Below are 21,767 nucleotides of genomic sequence, written 5' to 3'. Positions count from 1 at the left end.
CGTGCGACGTCAGGGTCAGGTCAAGTGTTTCTCGAACCAATGGTGTGCGTAGGGCTCTGCATTGAACGGTGGTACCTCGTCGTAGCCCAGGTGCCGGTACATGCGGATCGCTTCGACCAGGGCACGGTTGGTTTCGAGGCGGAGCGTCGTCATGCCCAGCTGGCGCGCTTCAGATTCCATCGCCGCCAGCAGGCGGCGGCCGATGCCCATACCCCGCAGTGATCCGTCGACCCACATCCGCTTGAGATAGCCGACGCCCGGTGTGAGCGTCTTGAGCGAGGCACAGGCGACCCAGGCGCCGTCGATGCTCGCGACCATGACCACGCCCCGGGGGGGGCGCAAGTCGGCCTCATCGGTGGGGAGGACGAGGGAAGGGTCGAAGCCGCCCTCGAACCGGCGCCTTAGTTCTTCGAAGTATTGCTCGATACACCAGCGAGCCTCGGGGCTGTCCGGTTCGACCCGCTCGATCCGCAGTCCACTGATTTGGAGCAGGCGGCAGACCACCGCCATTGCATCCAACAGGCGCTGTCGCTCCGCCGGATCGAGGTTCTCGAGCAGAGAGACGGTGAGTTGATCCGCGCGACGGTTCATCTCCTCGACCTCAGCCCGTCCCGCTGCGGTCAGGCTGGCGTGTCGGACCCGCTCGTCGTCGGGTGAGGTCTCAACCGAGGCGAGACCCTCGGAAACCAGGTCATGGATCAGCCGGGTCAGGTAGCCGGAATCGAGGTCGAGGCGGGTGCAGAGGTCGCGCAGGTCCGCACCTGACGAGCCGATCTCATAAAGGACTCGTGACGCCCCCATCGGCCGGTCGCGCCCCAGAAAGCGATCATGCAGGGCACCGGTTCGCTGCGAGACGATCCGTTGGAACAAGCGGACCTGACGAATCTGTTCAGCCTCCATGTGGCCTGAGGTTAGCTGGAAGCACCCGGCCGTTCAAGCCGCGGACCACGTCGAGCGCTTACCAGATTTCGCCGGGGCGCCAACTGACCGCGAGGGAGGCTTTCAGGTCGAGTGCCGAGGGGGTCAGCGGAAGGCGGAGGATCATGACGGCTTCATTCGGAGCCGTTTCGATTCCCGATGGGCCCTTTACCAGCAACGGTCCCTGCCAGCGTTCCCACCCCAAGCGCTCGTACAGAGAGGTTTCGGCGGGGGAAAGTGCGCCGAGATCATAGGAGTCGATTGCCTCGGCCAGCTGCTGCATCAGGGCCGTAGCGTGGCCACGCCGCTGGTGGTCAGGATGTGTGGCGACCAGCTCGACATAGGCCGCTCTGAGCGGCGGCAGGTTGCCAGGGTCGAGCCGGCGCTCGATCCACATCAGGTGCGAGACCAGGTCGGGCCCATCCCAGCCGAGGAGGTGGATGCCCGGACCAATGTCCTTGAGGTATCCGGTCAGGTCTTCCCCGTAGGCGTTCTTGCACAGTGACAGGATGGCGGCTCGGGTGCTCTCCGGCAGGGCCTCGGTGGCGGCGCGTTCGACGATCAGCGACATCAGTGCGGGTCTTTCGACGAGTCGTTTGCAGTATAACCAGACGCCGCCGCTTGGCGTTTGACCAGCCTGTTCCGGCGCGCTAAAGTTGTGGCAGCGTTCAGGGCGCATCCGGTCCGCGGAAAGGACTCAGTCCACCTGTCTGTATTGCTCGACATCGACGACCTTCTTTCGGCCCGAACGACGCGGACACCGGGCGATACTGAAAGGGGGTTGCCATGTCGAAGGGCCTTCCCGCGCGTCCGCATCTCGACTATCTCAAGCACGAAGCCAAGGCACTGGTGCGGGCGTTCGCTGCGCGCGTACCGGAGGCCGTCGGGCGCGTCGAGGCTGTCCTCGGGCCGCGGACCGCACTGCGGCTTACGGACGCACAACGCGTGGTCGCCAGGGAGTATGGCTTTGCGAGTTGGGCGCGGCTTCGGACCAGAGTTGCGGCATCGCGAGGAGTCGGTGCCGCGGTCGACACTTTTCTGAAAGCCGTCCTGGATCAGAGCCGGTCTCGGGCTGAGCAGGTTCTCACGACAGAACCGACCATTGCCCGGGTCAGTCCCGCTGTGGCTGCAGCGCTCGGCCGGGTGCGTGAGCTGGGCGACCTGCTCGACGCCGATCCTGGTTCGGTCGAACGAGCGGAGGGCGATCCGCCGTCATCCCCGCTAGCGTGGCTTTGCTTCTCTCCCTATCACGGTGTCAGCGAGGCGTTGGATGCGGAGCTGGCTGCATGTGCCCGCCTGCTGCTCGATCGAGGGGCTGATCCCAATGTGAGAGCGACGCGATACGCACTGCCGGCGCTCTATGCCGTGACCGGGCAGTCGAACGTTCCGGTCATTGCGCGGATGCTGCTGGAGGCTGGTGCTCGGCCGACCGACGGTGAGTCCGTTCATCACGCCGCAGAACGCTATCACGAAGAGGCGCTTGCTCTGTTGCTCGAATTCGGGGTCGAGCTGAATCAGGTCGGCGATTGGGGCAACACGCCCTTGTACTTCCTCCATCGATATTGGGATGTCGAGCGCCACCCGGCCGTCGGTCGCGGGATTCGCTGGCTGCTCGATCACGGGGCTGATCCGAATATCCGATCGGGCGCGGAGCGAGAGACCGCGCTGCATGCAGCGGTGCGGCAGGGTCAGAGCCCCGACGTCGTCCGCCTGCTGCTCGATCGAGGGGCCGACCCTCGGGCTGAGCGCGGGGATGGCCGATCGGCCTGGCTCCTGGCCCGGCGGAGCGGTCAGGCCGCCCTGGCAACGGTTCTCGAACTGGCTGGCGCGTTGCCGACGCCGCTGTCCCCGGCTGACCAACTGCTGGAGGCGTGCGCATCGGGAAGTGTCGGCCTCGCGGAGCAACTGGCAACGCCAGCATTACTCCGCGAGCTCGATCCCGAGGACCTGCGGCTGCTGCGAGATGCTGCCCGTCGCGGCGACATCCCCGTCGTCCAAGCTTGCCTTGCGGCCGGGTTTCCCGTCAACGGTCTGGACGAGTTCGGCGCGACACCTCTGCATCATGCCGCGATTGCGGGCCGGGCTCAGGTCGTGTCGGTGCTGCTGCCCGTCGGTGCGGACCTGCGCATCCGGGATCACGAGCACCGTGCCACCCCGCTCGAATGGGCACAGTTTGGTGCCCAGCACATTCGAGAGCTGGACGGCGACTACCCGGCTACGATCGCCGCGCTCAGTTCCCGACCCGTCGGAACAGAAAGTGGCGGATCCGAACCGAATTGCTGACGAAGCCGGTGATGCGACCGCGGCGATCGCGCTGGAAAGTGAGTTCGCCGCCGGGGCCCTGCGAACGGAACTGATCCTTCGTCACCGGCAGAAACGGCGAGTCGCCCAGGCGGAAGTGACTCGAGACCAGCTTGCCGTCGACCAGTCGGATGTGCCAGGAGGTGTCGAGCTCGTCGCTGCGGTACTCACCCACGAACTCTCTGAGCTCGGCTACAGTCGGGTGCCACGGCGCCGCTTGGTTGGCGGGATCGGGCGTCCGCGACTGTGCCACGGCCTGCCCCAGCCGATTACCCAAGTAGATGTCGGCGATGCTGTTGGCGAGCGTTCCCGGTGCCATATCAGCGGTGTTGCCCAGAATGATGACGGCGAATCGGTGCGCAGGGTATCGGGTCAGGACGCTCCGGTAGCCGGCCCAGGAGCCGCCGTGCGACCAGGTCTCCGCTCCGCGATACTGGCCCTTGCTCTGTCCGAACGCATACGGAATGGTGTCGCCGGCGTTGAGAACGCCGCGGCGGTGCATGGCCTCGATGACCCGGCGCCCGCCAACCTCGGCGGTTTCGAAGTTGCGCACCCACTTGGCCAGGTCTTCGACCGTAGTGAAGAGCGAACTCGAGGCCAGCGCGGTCAGGTTCGAGGTGACGTGGAGATAGCCGCGATTACCCTCCCGATCGGGTGCGTACGATTCGGCCATGTTGCGAACCACCTCACGATGATCATCGTGGAAATGGGTTCGGGTCATGCCTAACGGTCGGAAGATGCGCTCCTCGGTAAACTGTCTGAAGCTCTTCCCTGCGACGCGCTGGACGATCTCGGCCATCACGTTGTAGCCCGTGTTGGAGTAGGCATGCTCGTCGTTGGGCTTGAAGTTGAGCGTCTTCTGGCTGTAAGCCATTCGGAGGATCTGCTCGAATGACATGACGTCCTCGCTGCTCCAGCCTCCCATCCGGAGCGTACCCGGCCAGTCCCGCAGCCCCGAGGTGTGATGCACCAGGTGGCGCACCGTAATGGCGTGGCCGAAATCCGGCAGGTCGGGTACGTACTTGCGGACGTCATCGTCGAGGGCCAGACGGCCATCGGCTTCGAGGAGCGCAATCGCGAAGGCGCCGAACTGTTTCGACACCGACGCGATGTCGAAGACCGTGTGCGGCTGGTTGGGCACGCCGTGCTCCAGGCTGGCCATCCCGTATCCCTTCGCATGCACCACCTCGCCGTCGTAGATCACCGCCACCGATGCGCCGGGCGAATCAGGGCGATGCCAGCGGGCAAACAGCGAATCGACGGCCCTCGCGCGACGCAGTGCCGCCGAATCACTCGATAGCGCGGCCGGCCGCGTGGCGATGGCGAGACGCGCCTCGGTTGGGGCAACGGTCGGCGAACCGAGCGCGAGGGCGAGTGACGCGGCGACCTGAGTCAGGGGGGACAACCACATGATGGCCTCTATGAAAGATCGAATGTGATGCGTTCAAGTCGGTCAGCGTCGCCCGACCGGCATGGGCCGATCCGGCTCGGGAGGACGACTCAGGGCGTTGCGGTATATGGGACCGAGAGCTCCGACGTCCCCCAGGCCATCCGCAGCTCTCCGGCGAGCCCGCTTGCTGCGGGCACCAGCCACATCGTAAAGGCTTCCACCGGTGCCGCGAGGGTGCGGAGACGCAACGGCACCCTGGCAGCGTCATTGGCGGCTTGATAGCCGCCGATGCTTTGGCCGCGATTGGTCTGCAGAATCAGTTGCCAGCCGTCTCGGCCGGGCAGGGTAAAGACGACGTAGCTGCCCTTCGGTAGCTGCACGCCGCCCAGAGTCAGGTCGAAGTCGGTGTGCAGGGTCGTGGCATCGTTGGCGCCGGTGCGCCAGACCTGGCCATAGGGCACCAGGGAATCGGTGTGTAACGCGCGTCCACGGAGGTGTGGCTGCCCCCAGTCGAGGCGAATGACGCGCGGGGTGGCGTTGGGCTCGGAGGTCATCAGCGTCACCTGGCTGGTGGCACGACCGCTGGGATGAAAGCGAGGCGCATTCTGCGCAGCAGCGGCAACCGTGCAGGTGGTAAGGAGAGCGGCAGCGAGAGTGAGCTTCATCGAAAACCTCGATTCAGTGGGTCGGGCCCGCGCGTCAGCCCGAGGCCGTTTCACGCCCCCGTGCCAGTCGACGGCGGGGCGGCGCTTGATGACAGCCAGGCTGCCGGGACATCATGGCCAGGCCATCGACGCAAGGTGCGCTGGAAGAACAAGTTGTTGGGAATCTGCAGCATGCTGCCGGAGCCGGACGTGCCGGTCTCCGGCTCCTGCAGGGTAGTGTAGATCAGGTTGATGTCGGCCACCCGTCCGCGCAGGCCGGGTTTGTCGCTCGTTTCGAGCAATTCGATGTAATCACTCAGGCGGAACGGCCTGGTGATGAAGATCAGCATGGTGCAGAAGATGTTCGACAGCACGCTCCAGGCGGCAAAGAACGCAACGGCAGCAACCGCCGTGAAGCCGGTAAAGGCCGTCCACAGCACCGTGCCCGACACACCCAGGCGACCCAAGATCAAGAGTACCGCAGCGCCGTAAATCAGCACGGCCGCGATTCGCCGAACGCCGGTCAGCATTTCGGTCGGCAGATGGTAGGCCGCGTGAAGTCGGCGGATCAGGCGGCGACCGATCTGCTGCAGCAGCCAGGCTGCCAGGAGGATCAGGACGACTTCGCTGACCGGAATGATCAGGCCGATCCAGTCCTGGATCCAGGCAGGTAACCGATCTTTCATGCCGTCAATCTTACTCGGATCGGATCGGGACGGCAGCGGCTCACGTCAGCCGAGATCCAATACGGCGTCGAGTCCACGGTGAACACCTTGAAGCGCAGCGACGTTGCGAACCGCGATCAACGCGCCGTCGACATAGGGCCGGGCGCTGTGGCCGGCGTCGTGCCGGATCGAGAGCCGCTGATCGGGGAGGCCAAAATGCACTTCGGTGCTCAGTGTGTATCCGGGCAGCCTGATCGAGTGGACTTGCGTGCCGGTCAGGGTTGCCCCCCGCGCTTCCCGGGGGCCCCGCATGCGGTCGAGGGGAACCGTCAGGTCTGGCTGGCGAACCCGCCCCAGTCGGGTGGCCAGTTCCCGGGCCGTCCCGCTCGGGGAATCGACCTTGTCGTCGTGGGCGTAGTCGATGACTTCCCACTGGGGAATCAGCCGGGCGGCCATCTCGGCGAACTTCTGCATCAGGACCACCGTCAGCGAGAAGTTCCCGCAGGCGAGCACACCGCGTGAGAGCTGCCGAGCGACCGCGTCGATGTCCGCATAGTCACCGTCGGTCAGCCCGGAGGTGCCGACCACGACGTGGGCTCCAGCGTCGAGCGCGGCGAGGATGTTGGCCTTGGCGCCGTCGGGCTTGGTGTACTCGATGAAGACGTCCGGGCGGTGCGCCAGCGCTTCTGGTGCCGATCCGTACACCGGCGCGGTCAGCCGCGGGTCGCTCAGAGCCTCGCCGAGCGTCTGCCCGGCGTGACGACGACCAATGGCAGCAACCAGGTCGAGATCCTCAGCCTGAGCAATCGCGCGAGCCAGTTCCGATCCGGCCCACCCGGTGGCGCCCGCGAGACAGACACGAATCGTCACGAGAAGATCCTGTTTGAGAACGGTGAAATGGAAACGGGGTTGCGCCGATGGCGCAAACCCCGTTGTGCACTGCCGCACCCACCCTGCTATTTGTGTCTGGCGAGGCTCGAGTCGAGCATCCGGATGAGGGTCTCACGATCATAGCTGAACTGATGCCCCTGATTGAGCTGCACCAGCTCGTCGATGGCCTTCCGGATGGTGACTTCTGCCTGCCTGGCGGCTGGCACCACCATGTACCGCACCTTCGGGTTGGGATCGAACAGGGCGTGCAACGCCGCCTCGGCGACCGCGTCCGGTTCAGGGTAGGTCTCGTAGGCGCCCATGACTTTGACCATGTTGCGCATCTGCTCCTGGTAAGGAGAGCCCGGGTAGCGCTCGGCGGCGGCCTCCACTTGGGCCACCGTGTTTCGGCCGATCTCGGAGCGATAGTTGCCGGGTTCGATCACGCTCACCTTGATGTCGAATCGTGCCAGCTCGGCGCCGAGTGCATCGGTAAAGGCTTCGACGGCGTGCTTGCTCATGCTGTACGGGCCGAAGAGCGGTCCGGACAGGATGCCCGAAATCGACCCGACCGTGGTGATCCGCCCTTTCGATTCGATCAGGAGCGGCGCGAACGCTTTGGTTACTCGATAGGGGCCGTACACATTGACGTCGAACAGCCAACTCAGCTCCTTCTCGTCGACCTCGATCAGCGGAGCGAGGATCGCGACACCGGCATTGTTGACCAGGCCGTGGAGGCCGCGACCGGCGCCCCTGATGGTTTGTACGGCAGCCGCGATCTCGCTGGGTGAAGTGACGTCGAGTCGGATGCCCTGCATGTTGGGGATCCGGCTCAGCGCGTCGATGTCCTCCTGCCTCCGGGCCCCCGCGTAGACGAAATGGCCCTTCGACGCGAGCAGCTCGGCAATCTTACGGCCGATACCGCTGCTGGCGCCGGTTACCAGCACCGCCGACTGCTTGCTCGGGTTTTGGGCAGCGGCGGGCCAGGCAACGAGGGCGAGGGCAGCGACCATCCCGGCCGTTCTCAGGAACGACGCGAAGCGCGACATAGGGTCCTCTGGATGAGTGACTATCAGCAGCCGTACGGGCCTGCGAGGGATAAAGGTTCCAGGTTGCGGCCGCCGATACACTCGCCCCGGCGGGCCTGCTTGTCAACGCGCCGGAGGCGAGGGCGGCTACAGGCCGGCCAGGATCGGGGCCAGCAGGTACGCGAGCAGGGCGCCGATCGGGATCATGGCGAGCCCCCAGGCCAGCAACAGCCGAAACAGCTTTCGCGATGCCGCCGGGTCCACGATGTTGGTGACGCAAAGGGCCCCCAGAGTCGACAACGGGGAGACATCCACCAGCGATGATCCGATGTTGATCGACAAGGCCACCGCCAGCGGGTTGGCGCCGCCCGCCTGCTCTGCCAGCGAACCGGCCATCGGCAGGAACGCCGGCAAGACTACGCCGGACGTGCTGCTGTAGCTCGAAATCGCTCCGGTCACGAATGCCACGATGCCGTTGATGCTGTTCGGGCCTGCAAGCTGCGCAAGCATGCCCGAGAACAACGCCATGCCGCCGGTGCGTTCGAGCAGACTCACCAGCACCGACATGCCGCAGACCATCAGGGTCACGCCCCAGGGCATTTGCCGGATCACGACCGTCTCGTCCGCGGCGCCAGCGGCGAGCAAAACCGCCGCTGCCACGAACGCGCTGAGGCCGAGCGGCAGCCGGAACAGCAGCACGCCGGCAATCCAGAGCAGCACGACCACGACGGTCAGCCGCTGCAGTCGCGACATCGGAGCTTCCGGGCCGGCACCCGCCACCGTCGTGTTGCCAAGCTTGGTGCCGCCCAGTGCCAGGTACGCGGCGAGAGCCACCAGCAGATGCGTGATGAAATTACCCAGCCAGACCACCGCCTCGTGCCCACCGAGGCCGGCCTCGGCCATCTTGGTGTTGGCGATCACCCCGACCGAGCTGATCGGTGACAGAAGCCCGGCATTGGCGCCGTTGGTAACCATCAGCGCCATCAGAAAAGGCGAGATGCCGTAGCGGGTCGCGGTGGCCAACGCGATCGGTGCGATCAGCGCCACCGCCGCAATCGCGCCTGGACCAGCACTCGAGATCACGCCTGCAACGGCAAAGAACACCAGGGGAATCCAGACCAGGCGCCCGCGGGCGAGCGAAACGGCCCGAAGGGTGAGGCGCTCCAGCGTACCATTGACCTGAACCACGGCAAAGAGCATGGTCACGCCGGTCAGGGTCAGGAAGAGCCCGGCGGGGAAACCCCGGACGATCTCGTCGGCGCCCAGCGATGCGTACCAGCCGACCGCCCAGGCCAACGCGATGGCCACCACGCCAACGTTGAGGCGGGTGGCCATGGACAGCACGATGGTGACCAGCAGCGCAATCAGCGCGACTGTGGCAGGAGACACAGGCAGAGGGGGTGGAGTTACCGGAAACCTAACCCCGTTGCCCGCTCCGGTCGCGACCGGGCATCAGAAGGTCACGTCGAAGACACCTTCGGTGACGGTGCGGGTGCCACTTGCCGGCGTGCCGGCGACGGGGAGGGCAGTGAACTGAAAGGTTCCCCGGGCCCCGGTTGCCGAGATGGCGGTAATCGTGATCGAGCCGCTGCCGGTTCCTGCTGCCGCCTGCCAGGTCGACGATCCGACCGTGACCAGGCCGTTGGCCGGACCGGTACCGCCGATGGTAAAGGTGCCGGGTGCGGTGGCCAGTGCGGCAAACCCTACGGTGCGGGTGCCGCCGCTGACAGGATCGCCGCCGGCCACGGCAAGGATGCCGTTCTGGTAGGTTGCTACGATGGCGACCGTGGCCCGCCACGAGGAGCCGTCGATCCGGGCAGTCATCGTCCCGTTGGTCGGATCGCTGGGACCCGTGTCGCTGCCGCAGGCTGCGCCGAACAGGAGTAGCGTGGCGAAGGCGGCGGAGCGGATTCTGCTGTGCATGGAAACTCCGAATCAAGGTAGAGCGGGCAGTCGGATAACGGTGTACCCGTCAACGGTTAATACGGCGAAACGCTGCCGCAACCGTCATTCCTGCCCTCCACGTTCAGCCTCGTGTCGAGGCGCCGCCTATTATAGTTCCTCCTTCCTATTTCTGACGGATCACTCGATGGACAGATGGTTTCGGATGGCTGCCTGCGGCGCTGCGTGTCTCGCGGTCGGCTCCGGCGCGCTGGTCGCGCAGGTCAGGCTCGAGCCGCGACCGGTGCCCTCGTTCAAGGTTGCGTCGTTCACGTTTCAGTCGCCGTCGATGGGGGTGCGGTTTGCCGTCAACGTGGGAATCCCGAAGAGCTACCAGCCTGGCAGCGACCGACGTTACCCGCTGCTGGTCTCCACGGATGGGGACTGGTTGTTTCCGATTACCCACGAAACCGCGAACAACCTCGTTTCAGAGAATGCCATCGAGGAAGTGTTCGTGGTCAGCATCGGCACCTCGTACGAGGACGGCCAGGACGTCTGGGTGGCTCGCCGCATCTACGAGTTCTCGGCGCCTGGCTGGGAACGCAAGGATGCCTGGGGCCAGGTCATCTCTGGTGCATGCCAGACCTACAAGTCGCCGCCTGGTCGCTGCACCGGTGGTGCGCCGGGTTTGCTCAAGGCCATTGCCGATGAACTGATACCGATGATTGCCGCGCAGTATCCGATTGATCGCGACCGGCTGGGCCTCTTCGGTGTCTCAGCGGGCGGAGTCTTCGCTGCGTGGGCGATGTTTCAGGCGGAGTCGCCCTTTCACAGCTACCTGATTTCGAGTCCGGCCATGGCATACGGCGACCTCGAGGTGCTCAGGCAGGAAGCCCGCTGGGCAGCGGCGCACAAGGACCTGCCGATCGGCGTGTACTTCGACGCCGGCGCGCTCGAGATGGAGCATCCGGTTTATGAGGGAATGGGCCGCATCATGAGCGGGATGATGCAGCTGGTGGGGAGTCTGTCGACCCGGAACTACCCGAATCTGCGGATGACGACCGAAGTACACCCGGGACTGAGCCATGCGGACGTCGTGGGCACGGTGGTCGCCCGCGGGCTTCGCGTTCTCTATCCGAAGCGGGATCCCTGACCAGGCCTACGTCGGGGTGATGGCGGACTCGTCGATCAGCGGACGGGTTCCACCGGATGCGATGGCTGCTTCGAGCGCGTTGGCCATGGCAATCGCCGCAAACCGCTCGGCTCGGTCGTACCAGAACTTGACCACACCAAGCGACTCACTCGGAATGCAGGACAAGGCGCCGAGGCGCCGAGCCTGGAGTTCGAGACGGGGGCGAAACCAGCCCCCGGTCAGCGACGCGCGATGGATGTCCGTGATCGGCAGGTCGATCCGCTCGTCCTGGAGCGGTTCAGTTTCGTCGGAAATCTTGCTGATCCCGACCTCCTGAATCGCGACCTCGCCCCCCCACTCGATCGAAAGCATATAGCCGTCGAAGCGCAGGTAGCCATGCAGCCGGTAGGTCGTGCTGACGGCGTTGCCCAAGCCTTCGAACTCATCCTTGCCCGGCACTTTGAGTCGGAACGGCAGTACCAGCGTCATGGCGCCTCCAGCACCTCGAGGTGAATCCGCCCCATAGGATACTCAGAATCGGTCGGCTGCGGGATGCCCGGACGAACAGGGTGCCGCCCGGAATCGGATGCGACCCCTTCCCTGTTGGTTGATTCAAGGCGATGATCGTTACAGCCCCTGTGCTCCGAGGCCTGATCCGAGCAACGGCTCCCGGTCAAGGATCTTGCGGCCCTTCGGCATGCTTGTCCGGCCCACGATCCCGGGTGCCTCCCCGTTCTGTGATGTGTGTACGAGCAGCGTCACAGTTGGGTAACCGGGCCAGAGCTACCTCTATATTGCAGGCAGGATCGACGTAGTAGCGCAGCAAGCAGATCGCTCAACGCAGGATGCGCAGGACTGCCCATGACGCTTCGGAGACGGACATTCTTATCGGCCCTGACCAGGACGGGTGCGGCCGCCCTCGTCGCCCCGTCGCTGGCCGGGCTGGCAGCCTGGAACTTCGCGACCCCGTCGCTGGCTCGAGCGGCTACCGCGCGGCGTCAGGCGTTTCAAAGGGCCGTCGGGTACGGTGCCCTTCGGCAGAGTTCCACCTGTCCCGAACTCGATATTCCCGAGCATTTTCATGTGGTCCGGATCAGCGAGGCGCTGCGGTCTGCGTCGACGCGCCCTGATCTGATCGTTCCCAATGCGTTCGACGGGATGGCGTCGTTCCGCCTGCCCAACGGCAACACCCGCTTGATCCGCAACCACGAGATGGGCGACCGTGCCGGGGTGGCGCCGCCACTGGCGGCCCGTTGCTACGACCCCAAAGCCACAGGCGGAACGACCTCGCTCGAGGTGCGGATTCGAGGGGCCGGGGCGTCTCGACGAATCGAAGTGCTGGACGAGTTCGTGTCGCTGGCCGGGACTCGAGTCAACTGCGCTGGCGGCCCGACGCCCTGGGGTTCCTGGCTCAGTTGCGAAGAGAACTGTGCCGGCCCGACCCACGGCTTCGACCAGCCGCATGGCTACGTGTTCGAGGTTCCGGCATCAGCGCGCGAGCCGGTCGAGCCGGTTCCGCTCAAGGCCATGGGCCGATTCGTTCACGAGGCAATTGCCGTCGACCCGGCCACGGGCATCGTCTATGAAACGGAAGATGCCTGGTACGATCCGGAGCGTGCTGACCGACCGGGGGCCGGCTTCTATCGCTTCATCCCCAAACAGGCCGGCGAGCTCGCCGAGGGAGGTCGGCTGCAGATTCTGGCGGTGAGGGGGCAGCCGCGCTACCTGACGGCGCGGGGGCAGACTGCCGGCATGAGCCTTCCGGTAACCTGGGTCGACATCGAAGCGCCGGATCCGGCAGCTGCGGAAACCGAACCCACGACTGTGTTTCGTGAGGGGCTGGCCAAGGGCGCGGCGATCTTTGCGCGTCTCGAAGGGGCCTGGTACGGAGACGGCGGCATCTACATCGTCTCCACCAACGGCGGCGACGCGACGGCCGGTCAGGTCTTTTTCTACCGGCCGTTGTCGGCCACCGAGGGCGAACTGTCCCTGGTCTTCGAGTCGCCGGGGGCCGAGGTGCTCAACGCGCCGGACAACATCTGCACCACGCCGCGCGGCGGGCTGGTGATCTGCGAGGACGGCGGCGGCGCCCTCTTTCTGCGCGGTCTCGACCGGAGCGGCCGGATCATCGATCTCGTCCGCCAGCCGATCCGCGAAGGCGAGTTGCCTCCGCGCGAGTTTGCCGGGGTCTGCTTCAGCAGCGACGGCGAGGTGCTCTTCTTCAATATCCAGGGTGACACGTCGACCAGGGGCAAACGACCCAGCGCGACCTATGCTCTCTGGGGGCCCTGGGTGCGGGGACCGCTCTGATAGCGGAAGGGGGGCGTGATCGCGCCCCTCAGGCGATCGCGGCGTCCGAGCAGGAAGCTTTGAGGAGTCGAATCGCGCCGTCGATACGGGCGGCGCCGAACACGGCCGTGCCGGCTACGAACGTGTCTGCCCCCGCTCGATAGGCCGCACCGATCGTCTTGACGGTGACGCCGCCGTCCACCTCGAGGACCGCACTGCTGCCGGCTTCGTCGAGCAACCGGCGAATCCGGGCAATCTTCCCGGTGGCACTCGGGATATAGCTCTGCCCGCCAAAACCAGGATTGACAGACATCACCAGCACGAGGTCGAGGTCCGGAATGACCTCCTCGATGGCCGAGAGGGGCGTTGCCGGATTGAGGGCAAGGCCGGCCTGCATGCCGGCATCGCGAATCGCGGCGAGCTGGCGCTGGACGTGGATGGTTGCTTCCGGATGGAAGGTGAACACATTCGCACCGAGCGCCGCGTACTCGGCGATGTACTGCTCGGGCCGCTGAACCATCAGGTGTACGTCGAGCGGCAGCTCGGTCAGCTTGCGCAGCGCTTTGATCAGCGGTGCACCGAACGTCAGGTTGGGAACGAAGTTGCCGTCCATGACGTCGATGTGAACCCAGTCGGCGCCGCCAGCCTCCAGCTCCTTGATCTGCTCCGCCAGGTGTCCCAGGTCGGCCGACAGCACGGAAGGAGCGATACGAGCGGGGCGGCGCGTCATCTCAGATTACCTCGGTCACGGTCAGATCCACTCGCGCTCGGCGAGGCGCCGGTGTGCCGGCATTGGGGCGTTGCTCTACCACGGTGCCGGGTGGGCCGCGGCGCCCTTCGGCGCGGAGCACGCGGCCGACCTGAAATCCAGCGGCCCGCAGTTGTCGCTCGGCTTCGTCCTGACGGAGCCCCACCACGTTGGGGACACTAGCTCCGCTGGTGCCCTGGCTGACCAGAAGGTCGATCGCGCTGCCGGGCGGGCGGGCCGATCCAGCCGGCGGGCGGGTCCCGGTCACGATACCCTGGGGTGTCCCGCTTGGTACGCTATCGATGGTGCCCGGCTGCAGACCGGCGGCCGTCAGAACGCGCCGAGCTTCGTCGACCTCGAAATCGCTGACGTCCGGAACCGGTACCGGCGCCGGCCCGGTGCTCCGGGTCAGGTCGACGGTGGTGCCCTGCGGAGCAATCAGGTCGGGAGGCGGATCCTGCCAGAGTACGGCCCCGCCCGGGATTTCAGGGTCGGCCTCATCGCCGACCACATGGGCGCGGAAGCCCTGCCTGGTGAGCACCTGCTCTGCCTCGGTGATCGGCAAGCCGATGACGCGGGGTACCGCATGGTCCCGGCGGAACATCGGTGTCGGATAGGCTATGCAGGTGGCGAGATAGCCCGCGGCTCCAGCGGCCAGCAGCACCACGAGGGCGGTCAGACGCCGCCGCCCCGGTACCGTTTTCGGGAGCCAGGAGCCGCGGGTGGTCGTGCGGCGGGCGACAGGGTTTTTGCGGGTCATGCCGTCAGCTTGCGCAGCCGCGCGGCATAGGCGCCATCGGTCCCATGCCGCTCGGGCAGCAGGACGAGGTCTCCCGCCGGGCTCCGCAGTTCCGCCGGAACCGCATTACCAGGCTCCCGGCGGAATCGGCCGTCCTCGGCCAGGAACCGATCGATCTGCAGTTCGTTCTCTTCCGGCTCGAGGGAGCATGTCGCGAATAATAACAGACCCCCCGGCGCGACGATCTCGGCCACCGCTCGCAGGAACCGGTGTGCCTGGGCAGCCAGGCTGGTGAGCGCGTCGGGCGTGACCCGCCAGCGGGCGTCCGGGTTCCGTGCAAAGGTCCCGGTGCCCAGGCAGGGCACGTCGAGCAGCACCGCATCGACCTGCCTGAGGGGCGGGGCCGCGGCATCCGCACGAATGGGCCAGACCACGCCTGCCGCAGCCCGCTCGACCGTTTCCCGCAACCTGGCAACTCGGGCCCGGGTCCGGTCGGCTGCGACGATCTGGCGCGACCGGCCAGCCAGCGCCACGGTTTTCCCGCCGGGCGAGGCACAGGCGTCGTAGAGAACCCCGGCACCCGGCTCACAGAACTGCGCGACCAGCCGTTGGGCCGAGTCCTGAACCACGAAGCCCCCATCGGCGAAACCGGTGATTTCGGTCGGGCTGCGCACCGAGGCCACGACCCCCGCGCCGTAGGGCGCCGGGTGATGGGCAACCCCCGCACGATCGAGCTCCTCCAGCAGCCGATCCATCGGCCAGCGGGCCGGCTGCAGGATGAGAGGGGGCTGGGTGTTGTTCCACTCGAGTCGGCGAACCGTGTCGGCTTCACCGTGACGGGCAAGCCAGCGTTCGACCAGCCAGGGCGGGTGGGAGTGCTCGGCAGCAAGGTCGGGCGGGACGGGGTCGAACCCGGCCGGCTGCGCAGCCACTCGCCGAAGTACGGCATTGACGAAGCCGGCTACCTTCTCGCCCCCGACGCGGCGGGCCGCTTCGACGGAGGTCTGGACCGCTGCGTGGGTCGGGATGCGATCCAGACCCCGCAGCTGGAAGACGCCAATCCGCAGCACATCGAGCGTGTCGGCTTTGACGCTTGCTGTGCCGCGGGACACGGCCCCCTCGAGAACACTGTCCAGCTGGCTCCGCATTCGAAACACGCCCGCAGCGAGCTGATGCGCCAGCCGGCGGTCGTCGGGCTCGAGCCCGACGACCGCTCGGCCGAGGGCAACATCGAAAGGAACCCCCTGGCGGACATCGTGAAGGATCCGCCAGGCGGCAAACCGCGGGGTGAGGCCGGTTTCTCGGCTCAACCGTCAGTCCAGCTTGCCGCGCTCGGGGGTCGACGGCACCGCGATTTCCCGGCGCGGCATCCGTCCTGCAAGGTAGGCAGCGCGTCCGGCGGCCGTGGCATCCCGCATGGCGGCCGCCATCAGCACCGGCTCCGCAGCTTCGGCCAGCGCCGTGTTCATCAGAATGCCATCGACGCCCTGTTCCATGACGAGGCAGGCGTCGGAGGCCGTGCCGACGCCCGCATCGACGATGATGGGAACCTGGAGCCGGCGCTTGATGGTACGGATGCTGTACGGATTGAGCAGGCCGAGCCCTGATCCGATCGGCGAGGCAAGCGGCATCACAGCTGCGCAGCCGGCATCTTCCAGGCGGAGCGCCGTGATCAAATCGTCATTGGTGTAGGCCAGGACCTTGAAGCCCTCCTTGACCAGCACTCGACTTGCTTCGAGCAATCCATCGGTGTCGGGCAGTAGCGTCTCTTTGTCGCCGATGACCTCGAGCTTGATGAACTCATTGAAGCCGGCCTCGCGCGCCAGGCGGGCATAGCGGATCGCTTCGTCGGCCGTGTAGCAGCCGGCCGTGTTGGCCAGCAGGAAATACTGCTTCGGGTCGAGGTGGTGGAGGATGCCCTCCGCGTTACCCCGGTTCAGGTCGACGCGACGCACCGCCACGGTAACGCAGTCTGCACCCGAGGTCCGAATGGCGTCGAGCATCTCGGCGTTGCTGCGATACTTCCCGGTGCCGACGAAGAGGCGCGACCGGAAGGTGACGCCGCCAATGGTCAATTGGTCCTGCATGGGTCATTCTTTCCCGGCGTCCGGCTACTTAGCCGCCGCCGACGAAGTGGACGATTTCGATGGTGTCGCCGTCGCGGACCGGTGTTTCCGCCAGGGTCGGTCGCCGCACGATGGCGCGGTTGTGCTCGACCACCACGGCACGGGCGTCGAGGCCCAGCGCCGTGAGCAGTTCGGTCAGCGTCGCCACCGACTCGAAGGTCCGGGACTCGCCATTGACGGTCAGCTTCATGATGCCTCACTCCAGTTGCGCACCAATTGATCGGCCGCCTTGGCCGAATCCCGTGCGCGCCATAAGGCGCCGATGGCCGCCACTCCCCATGCACCCGCAGCGTGGAGCGCGGGCAGGCGGTCCAGGGTGACGCCGCCGATGGCATAGACCGGCACTCCGACGGCGACGACCTCTGCGAGCCAGTTCAAGCCCTTGCCGGGTTGCCCGGGGTGCGACGCCGTTTCGAAAACAGCGCCGGCAACGAGGTAGTCGACACCGGCGTCTCGCGCGGCACGCGCCTGGTCGACCGAATGCACCGACAACCCGACCCACCCTGCGCCCAGGACCCGGCGCGCATCCTGAGGGGCCAGATCCCGGTCACGGAGCTGCACGCCGTGGGCCCCACCTATCCTAGCCAATGCCGGGTCGCCGTGCGCGATCGTGGCGGCCTCCGGCGGGCGGGCCAGGGCGCGAACCCGGTCCAGCGCCGCGAGCCCGGCGGCGGAACTGGCCCCAGGGTGTCGAACCACGATCCCGATGGCGGGCCCCGCGGCCGCGATGGCCCCAGCGCGAATCGCGAAATCATCCGCCGCGACGATCGCGGCGTCGGTCACCGCGAGCACTCGGGGCAGGGGGCGCATCGGTCAGACCAACCGGTCGCCCGGCGCGATGGGATTGCCGCGCAGCCATGCAGCGGCGCCCATTCGGCTCCGACCCGACGGCTGAACCTCGGCGATGGCCACCGCACCGTCGCCTGCGGCAACCGTCAGCGTCGGCGCGACACTCAACACCGTACCAGGAACACCCTCGCCCGTGACGAGCTCCGGCCGGAACAGCTTGACCTCGGACCCGCGGGTCGAAGTCCAGGCTCCGGGGGCGGGGTCGAAGGCACGGATCCGGTTGGCCACGCTGACTGCGGGCGCAGTCCAGTCGATCCGCGCCGACTGCCGGGTCACCTTGGGAGCGTAGCTGGCGCTGGCATGATCCTGGATCGTGAACGTTGCCTCACCCTTGTCCAGCAACTCGACCGCTTCGATCAGGGCTTCTGCGCCGAGGCGGGCGAGCCTCGGGGTCAAACCGCCGGTCGTTTCATCCGCCCGGATCGGCAGCGCGCGCGTCAGGATGGCCGGCCCGCTGTCGAGCCCGGCTTCCATCTGCATGATGGTGACACCGGTGGTCGAATCGCCGGCCGCGATCGCGGCCTGAATCGGCCCGGCGCCGCGCCAGGCAGGCAGCAGGCTCGCGTGGACATTGATCATGCCGAGGCGGGGTATGGCGAGCACCTCGGGTTTGAGAATGTGACCATATGCGACCACGACGCCGAGATCGGCACGGGCCTCGCGCAAGGCCGCCTCAAACGCCTCACCGCGTGGGCGTTCGGGCTGCAGCACCGGAATCGCGAACGACTCGGCGCGGGCCTTGACTGGCGGGGGGACGAGGTTGGAGCGGGAACGACCGCGGGGGCGGTCGGGTTGCGTGACGGCAAAGACGATGGTGTGGTGCGCAGCAACCAATGCTTCCAGGCTCGGCACCGCAAAGTCCGGGGTGCCGAAAAACACGATCCGCATCTAGGGTTGCTGAGCGGTCTTCGGAGCGATTTTCCGCGTCAGGCCGGCGTTGGGGTTGTCTTTCTTCCAGCGACGGAGCAGCAGCTCGCGCTTGAGCAAACTCAGGTGATCGAAGAACATCACACCATCGAGGTGGTCGACCTCGTGCTGCACTGCACGGGCCGTGTATCCGTCGAGCTCCCTCCGGTACGGCTTCCCGTCACGGTCCAGCGCCTCGAGCACCAGTCGCTCGGCGCGGATCACCTCACCCGATACGTCGGGCAGGGACAGGCAGCCTTCCTCGCCCCTGACCCGTCCCTCGAGCGCCGAGAGCACGGGATTGACCATCACGAACCGATCGTCGTCGATGCCGACGACGGCCACCCGCTGGGTCACCCCGACCTGGTTGGCCGCAAGACCGACCCCTTCCGCTGCATCCATCGTCTCGAACAGGTCGTCGATGAACTGACGCAGCTCGTCGTCGAACTCCGTGACCTCGGCAGCTCGCTTGCGCAGGGCCGGGGAGCCCAGCAGGTGGATATCCAACAGCGCCATCGTGAGCTACGGCTCCTATTGCTGCGAGGCCGTGGGCGACACCTCGCCACCGACCTGGATGATCCGAGAACGCTCGATAATCAGCTCCGCGTTGCCGCTCTCGATCGTGATCTTGTTCTCGTTGATGTTCTTCACTTTGCCGATGATTCCGCCGGCGGTGATGATGTCGTCGTTCCGCTTGAGACCAGCCAGCAGCTGGGCATGCTTCTTCCGCGCCTGGCTCTGCGGCCGGATCAGCAGGAAGTAGAAAATTGCGATCAGGGCGCCGAACTGAATGAACAACACCATGAGCCCGCCGCCACCGCTGCCTTCGGATGGTGCTGCAAAAGCCAGCGCATACAAGGTGTGCATCGTCATGTGGTTGTCTCACTGCCTTGGGAGTAAGCCGCGTGCCATTCGCGGCGCCAGTTCTGAAAACGCCCTTCCAGGATTGCTGCCCTGGCCTGCTCGCCGATTCGAATTAGGAATCGGATGTTGTGGAGCGACACCAGCCGGAGTCCCAGAATTTCCTCGGCCACGAACAGGTGGCGGAGATAGCTCCGGGAAAACCGCTGGCAGGTCTCGCAGTCACAGGTCGGGTCGAGCGGCTCGTCAGCAGTCCGGTTCGCCGCTTTGCGGATGTTGACCCGTCCCTGCATCGTCCAGGCGCTGCCGTGCCGCCCGTTCCGGGTGGCCGCAACACAGTCGAACAAGTCGACCCCCCGCGCGATTCCCTCGACGAGATCTTCGGGGAATCCAACCCCCATAAGATAACGGGGCCGGTCCCGCGGCAGCGCCGGTTCGAGTTCGTCCAAGATACGATGCATCACGGGTTTGGGCTCGCCCACCGAGAGCCCTCCGATGGCCGTTCCGGTCCAGTCGCCCAGGGCCAGGGTGCCCTCCAGCGACTGCTGGCGGAGGTCGGCAAAGGTGCCACCCTGAATGATGGGCCAGAGTGTCTGGACGTCCGGGGCCTCCGCCGTCAGCGCCTGGTGCCGGGTCCGGCAGCGCTCCAGCCACCGCAGGCTGCGTTTCATTCCTTCCTCGGCATGGGTTCGATCGGCGCCACCCGGCACCACGTGATCGAATGCCATCGCGATGTCGGCCCCGAGTGCGTACTGGATTTCCATGGCGCTCTCGGGCGTCAGGGTCCGGCGGCTCCCGTCGACGTGGCTGGTAAACTCGACCCCTTCCTCGGCGATCTTGCGCAGTGTCGCCAGCGAAAACACCTGGAAACCGCCCGAGTCGGTCAGCATTGGCCGGGGCCAGGTGGTGAACTGATGCAGACCACCCATGGTCCGCACCACCTCTTCTCCCGGGCGGAGGTGGAGATGGTAGGTGTTGCCCAGGACGATCTGCGCGCCGGCGCGTTCGACTTCGAGCGGATGGAGGCCGCGGACGGCACCCAGTGTGCCGACCGGCATGAACGCCGGGGTTTCCACGATGCCGTGGGGCAGTCGCAGGCGGCCGGCGCGGGCTCGTTCGTCGGTGCCGATCAACTCGAGTTCGAACATGGGGGGCAAAGATGGACGGGGAGGGTCCTGGTGTCGAGCAGGCGTCGCCCTCCGAATCGCTCCGCCCCGGCCGTGAGAACGCGGGCCGGATCCGCAACTGGCGCCCCGCGACTGATCTCGTCCCGGCGCGAGACTGGCCCCCGAGACGGGCCGCCGGATCGAGGCCGGCCCGGATGCCTCAGCGGTGGAAACGCCTCAGCAGCGCATCGGCAGACCCAGCGCGCCGGCGATGGCCTCCCACGAAATCGCGGCGACACCGCCGTCGTCGTGCACGGCGAACAGCGCGCCGGCTGGGAAGCCGGGAAAGGGCACTTGAGTCAGCGCGATGCCATCGGTGTTGAGAATCGTCGGGCTCTGAAAGGAGCCGCGGTGATCGAGCGACCGCCGATCGAAGAGATGGAACGTATTGGTGACTTTACCCTGATCGGTGGTAATCCAGAGCCCGCCGCCATCGGCGCAGGCGAAGAGTACGATCCCTTCGGCCTGGTTCGGGAAATAGCTGGCGGGAATCGTGGCGCCGGTAAAACGGCCGGCCAGGGTATACGCCTTGATCTGCGACTCCCCCTCGAGTTCCTCGGCGATCATCAAACGGTCGGACGGGGGGTCGACCGCGATCGATTCCACCACGCGAAGGACACCGGCGCCGGCGGTGTCGCCGAAGGTGGCCACGAGCGCGGTCTCGATCGTTCCGCCTGCCAGGCTGACCCGGTATTGCCTGACTCTGCGGCCGAGGGCGCTGTCCGGCGGCACCTGATCTTCGACCAGTTCGTAGCTGTCGGTAATCCAGGTCTCGTAGACGCCGGGGGACTGCTGCCGTACCGCGACGCCATACGGCTTGATCAACTCCGGCGTGCCGTAGATGCCGATCGGTCGGAAGTCCGGCAGCGTCATGACCTGAACTCGGGCGTTGTCGCGCTCGACGACGAACAACAGACTGTCGATCACGGCAATCCCGTTCGGCCGTTCGAACCGACCAGGTTCGCTCCCGGATCCGCCGACATCGCGGAGCGTCCTCCCGGTCGATGCGTCGGCAACCCGGATGATGTCGCCCTGCTTGGCAGTCACGAGCATCCAGTGCTCGCCATTCGGGCCGTGCCAGACTGCCGGCGAATCGATGTCGAGGAGCGTGTCTCGCTCGGTCTGATACACCTCCCGGACGGTGACTATCGTCGCGGACGTCTCGGTCTTTCGCGTGCTTGGATGGCGCTCGCCGGCGCAGCCGGCCAGGGTGGTCAGGGTCGCGCCGACCGCAATCAATCGATGCACGGGATG

At 66.3% G+C, this 21,767-nt stretch carries 24 protein-coding genes; 3 read left to right on the top strand and 21 right to left on the bottom strand.

What is annotated here, in order from left to right:
- Positions 1 to 15: 15 nt before the first annotated feature.
- Together KF785_07350 and KF785_07345 are read right to left on the bottom strand one after the other, a co-directional pair.
- Positions 16 to 900, bottom strand: a complete 885-nt coding sequence (locus KF785_07350) for a MarR family transcriptional regulator (GenBank protein ID MBX3146575.1) — start codon at positions 898 to 900, stop codon at positions 16 to 18.
- Positions 901 to 958: 58 nt separating this feature from the next.
- Positions 959 to 1,489 carry a GNAT family N-acetyltransferase gene (locus tag KF785_07345; GenBank protein ID MBX3146574.1) on the bottom strand — a complete coding sequence of 177 codons (531 nt, stop codon included), beginning with the start codon at positions 1,487 to 1,489 and terminating at the stop codon, positions 959 to 961.
- A gap of 215 nt (positions 1,490 to 1,704) precedes the next feature.
- Between KF785_07345 and KF785_07340 the strand changes: the two genes are divergently transcribed.
- Entirely contained in the window at positions 1,705 to 3,201 is a 1,497-nt protein-coding gene (locus tag KF785_07340; GenBank protein MBX3146573.1) for an ankyrin repeat domain-containing protein, read from the top strand.
- Here KF785_07340 and KF785_07335 read toward each other — a convergent pair.
- The 7 genes from KF785_07335 to KF785_07305 all read right to left on the bottom strand — a co-directional run bounded on the left by KF785_07335 (position 3,149) and on the right by KF785_07305 (position 9,739).
- The gene (locus KF785_07335) at positions 3,149 to 4,630 is read right to left on the bottom strand and encodes a beta-lactamase family protein (GenBank protein MBX3146572.1); all 1,482 of its coding nucleotides are present in this window, start codon (positions 4,628 to 4,630) and stop codon (positions 3,149 to 3,151) included. The genes KF785_07340 and KF785_07335 overlap by 53 nt on opposite strands.
- A gap of 89 nt (positions 4,631 to 4,719) precedes the next feature.
- The gene (locus tag KF785_07330) at positions 4,720 to 5,274 is read right to left on the bottom strand and encodes a DUF2911 domain-containing protein (GenBank protein ID MBX3146571.1); all 555 of its coding nucleotides are present in this window, start codon (positions 5,272 to 5,274) and stop codon (positions 4,720 to 4,722) included.
- Positions 5,275 to 5,324: 50 nt separating this feature from the next.
- A complete protein-coding gene (locus KF785_07325) occupies positions 5,325 to 5,939 on the bottom strand; it encodes a mechanosensitive ion channel family protein (protein MBX3146570.1) in 615 nt (204 codons plus the stop codon).
- A gap of 45 nt (positions 5,940 to 5,984) precedes the next feature.
- On the bottom strand, positions 5,985 to 6,788 hold the full coding sequence (gene dapB / locus KF785_07320; GenBank protein ID MBX3146569.1) for a 4-hydroxy-tetrahydrodipicolinate reductase: 804 nt from the start codon (positions 6,786 to 6,788) through the stop codon (positions 5,985 to 5,987).
- An 86-nt stretch (positions 6,789 to 6,874) separates the two neighbouring features.
- The gene (locus KF785_07315) at positions 6,875 to 7,837 is read right to left on the bottom strand and encodes an SDR family oxidoreductase (protein MBX3146568.1); all 963 of its coding nucleotides are present in this window, start codon (positions 7,835 to 7,837) and stop codon (positions 6,875 to 6,877) included.
- 126 nt (positions 7,838 to 7,963) lie between these two features.
- Positions 7,964 to 9,205 carry a hypothetical protein gene (locus tag KF785_07310; GenBank protein ID MBX3146567.1) on the bottom strand — a complete coding sequence of 414 codons (1,242 nt, stop codon included), beginning with the start codon at positions 9,203 to 9,205 and terminating at the stop codon, positions 7,964 to 7,966.
- 63 nt (positions 9,206 to 9,268) lie between these two features.
- Positions 9,269 to 9,739 (bottom strand): hypothetical protein, encoded by a 471-nt coding sequence (locus tag KF785_07305; GenBank protein MBX3146566.1) that lies wholly within the window; start codon positions 9,737 to 9,739, stop codon positions 9,269 to 9,271.
- Between the two features lie 166 nt (positions 9,740 to 9,905).
- Between KF785_07305 and KF785_07300 the strand changes: the two genes are divergently transcribed.
- Positions 9,906 to 10,850 carry an alpha/beta hydrolase gene (locus KF785_07300; protein MBX3146565.1) on the top strand — a complete coding sequence of 315 codons (945 nt, stop codon included), beginning with the start codon at positions 9,906 to 9,908 and terminating at the stop codon, positions 10,848 to 10,850.
- 6 nt (positions 10,851 to 10,856) lie between these two features.
- Here the strand turns inward: KF785_07300 and KF785_07295 are convergent, their stop codons facing one another.
- Positions 10,857 to 11,318, bottom strand: coding sequence for a hypothetical protein (locus KF785_07295; GenBank protein ID MBX3146564.1), 462 nt, complete (start codon positions 11,316 to 11,318; stop codon positions 10,857 to 10,859).
- Positions 11,319 to 11,690: 372 nt separating this feature from the next.
- Between KF785_07295 and KF785_07290 the strand changes: the two genes are divergently transcribed.
- Positions 11,691 to 13,139, top strand: coding sequence for a DUF839 domain-containing protein (locus KF785_07290; GenBank protein ID MBX3146563.1), 1,449 nt, complete (start codon positions 11,691 to 11,693; stop codon positions 13,137 to 13,139).
- Positions 13,140 to 13,167: 28 nt separating this feature from the next.
- Here KF785_07290 and rpe read toward each other — a convergent pair whose 3' ends face one another.
- The 11 genes from rpe to KF785_07235 all read right to left on the bottom strand — a co-directional run bounded on the left by rpe (position 13,168) and on the right by KF785_07235 (position 21,761).
- Entirely contained in the window at positions 13,168 to 13,848 is a 681-nt protein-coding gene (rpe, locus tag KF785_07285; GenBank protein MBX3146562.1) for a ribulose-phosphate 3-epimerase, read from the bottom strand.
- A 1-nt stretch (position 13,849) separates the two neighbouring features.
- On the bottom strand, positions 13,850 to 14,626 hold the full coding sequence (locus KF785_07280; GenBank protein ID MBX3146561.1) for a PASTA domain-containing protein: 777 nt from the start codon (positions 14,624 to 14,626) through the stop codon (positions 13,850 to 13,852).
- Positions 14,623 to 15,915 carry a hypothetical protein gene (locus KF785_07275; GenBank protein MBX3146560.1) on the bottom strand — a complete coding sequence of 431 codons (1,293 nt, stop codon included), beginning with the start codon at positions 15,913 to 15,915 and terminating at the stop codon, positions 14,623 to 14,625. The genes KF785_07280 and KF785_07275 overlap by 4 nt, the downstream gene beginning before the upstream one ends.
- 3 nt (positions 15,916 to 15,918) lie before the next feature.
- Positions 15,919 to 16,692 carry a thiazole synthase gene (locus KF785_07270; GenBank protein MBX3146559.1) on the bottom strand — a complete coding sequence of 258 codons (774 nt, stop codon included), beginning with the start codon at positions 16,690 to 16,692 and terminating at the stop codon, positions 15,919 to 15,921.
- A 28-nt stretch (positions 16,693 to 16,720) separates the two neighbouring features.
- The gene (gene thiS / locus KF785_07265; GenBank protein MBX3146558.1) at positions 16,721 to 16,921 is read right to left on the bottom strand and encodes a sulfur carrier protein ThiS; all 201 of its coding nucleotides are present in this window, start codon (positions 16,919 to 16,921) and stop codon (positions 16,721 to 16,723) included.
- On the bottom strand, positions 16,918 to 17,541 hold the full coding sequence (locus tag KF785_07260; GenBank protein ID MBX3146557.1) for a thiamine phosphate synthase: 624 nt from the start codon (positions 17,539 to 17,541) through the stop codon (positions 16,918 to 16,920). The genes thiS and KF785_07260 overlap by 4 nt, the downstream gene beginning before the upstream one ends.
- Positions 17,542 to 17,544: 3 nt before the next feature.
- Entirely contained in the window at positions 17,545 to 18,468 is a 924-nt protein-coding gene (gene fmt, locus KF785_07255; GenBank protein ID MBX3146556.1) for a methionyl-tRNA formyltransferase, read from the bottom strand.
- Positions 18,469 to 19,002, bottom strand: a complete 534-nt coding sequence (gene def / locus KF785_07250; GenBank protein ID MBX3146555.1) for a peptide deformylase — start codon at positions 19,000 to 19,002, stop codon at positions 18,469 to 18,471.
- 15 nt (positions 19,003 to 19,017) lie between these two features.
- Positions 19,018 to 19,359, bottom strand: coding sequence for a preprotein translocase subunit YajC (yajC, locus tag KF785_07245; protein ID MBX3146554.1), 342 nt, complete (start codon positions 19,357 to 19,359; stop codon positions 19,018 to 19,020).
- Entirely contained in the window at positions 19,356 to 20,495 is a 1,140-nt protein-coding gene (tgt, locus tag KF785_07240) for a tRNA guanosine(34) transglycosylase Tgt (GenBank protein MBX3146553.1), read from the bottom strand. Before tgt ends, yajC begins: the two co-directional genes overlap by 4 nt.
- Positions 20,496 to 20,690: 195 nt before the next feature.
- A complete protein-coding gene (locus KF785_07235; GenBank protein MBX3146552.1) occupies positions 20,691 to 21,761 on the bottom strand; it encodes a hypothetical protein in 1,071 nt (356 codons plus the stop codon).
- Positions 21,762 to 21,767 lie beyond the last annotated feature (6 nt).

Source organism: Gemmatimonadales bacterium, from assembly GCA_019637315.1.
In the GTDB taxonomy this organism is placed as follows: domain Bacteria; phylum Gemmatimonadota; class Gemmatimonadetes; order Gemmatimonadales; family GWC2-71-9; genus SHZU01.
This window is presented reverse-complemented; position numbering and strand designations above follow the sequence as displayed.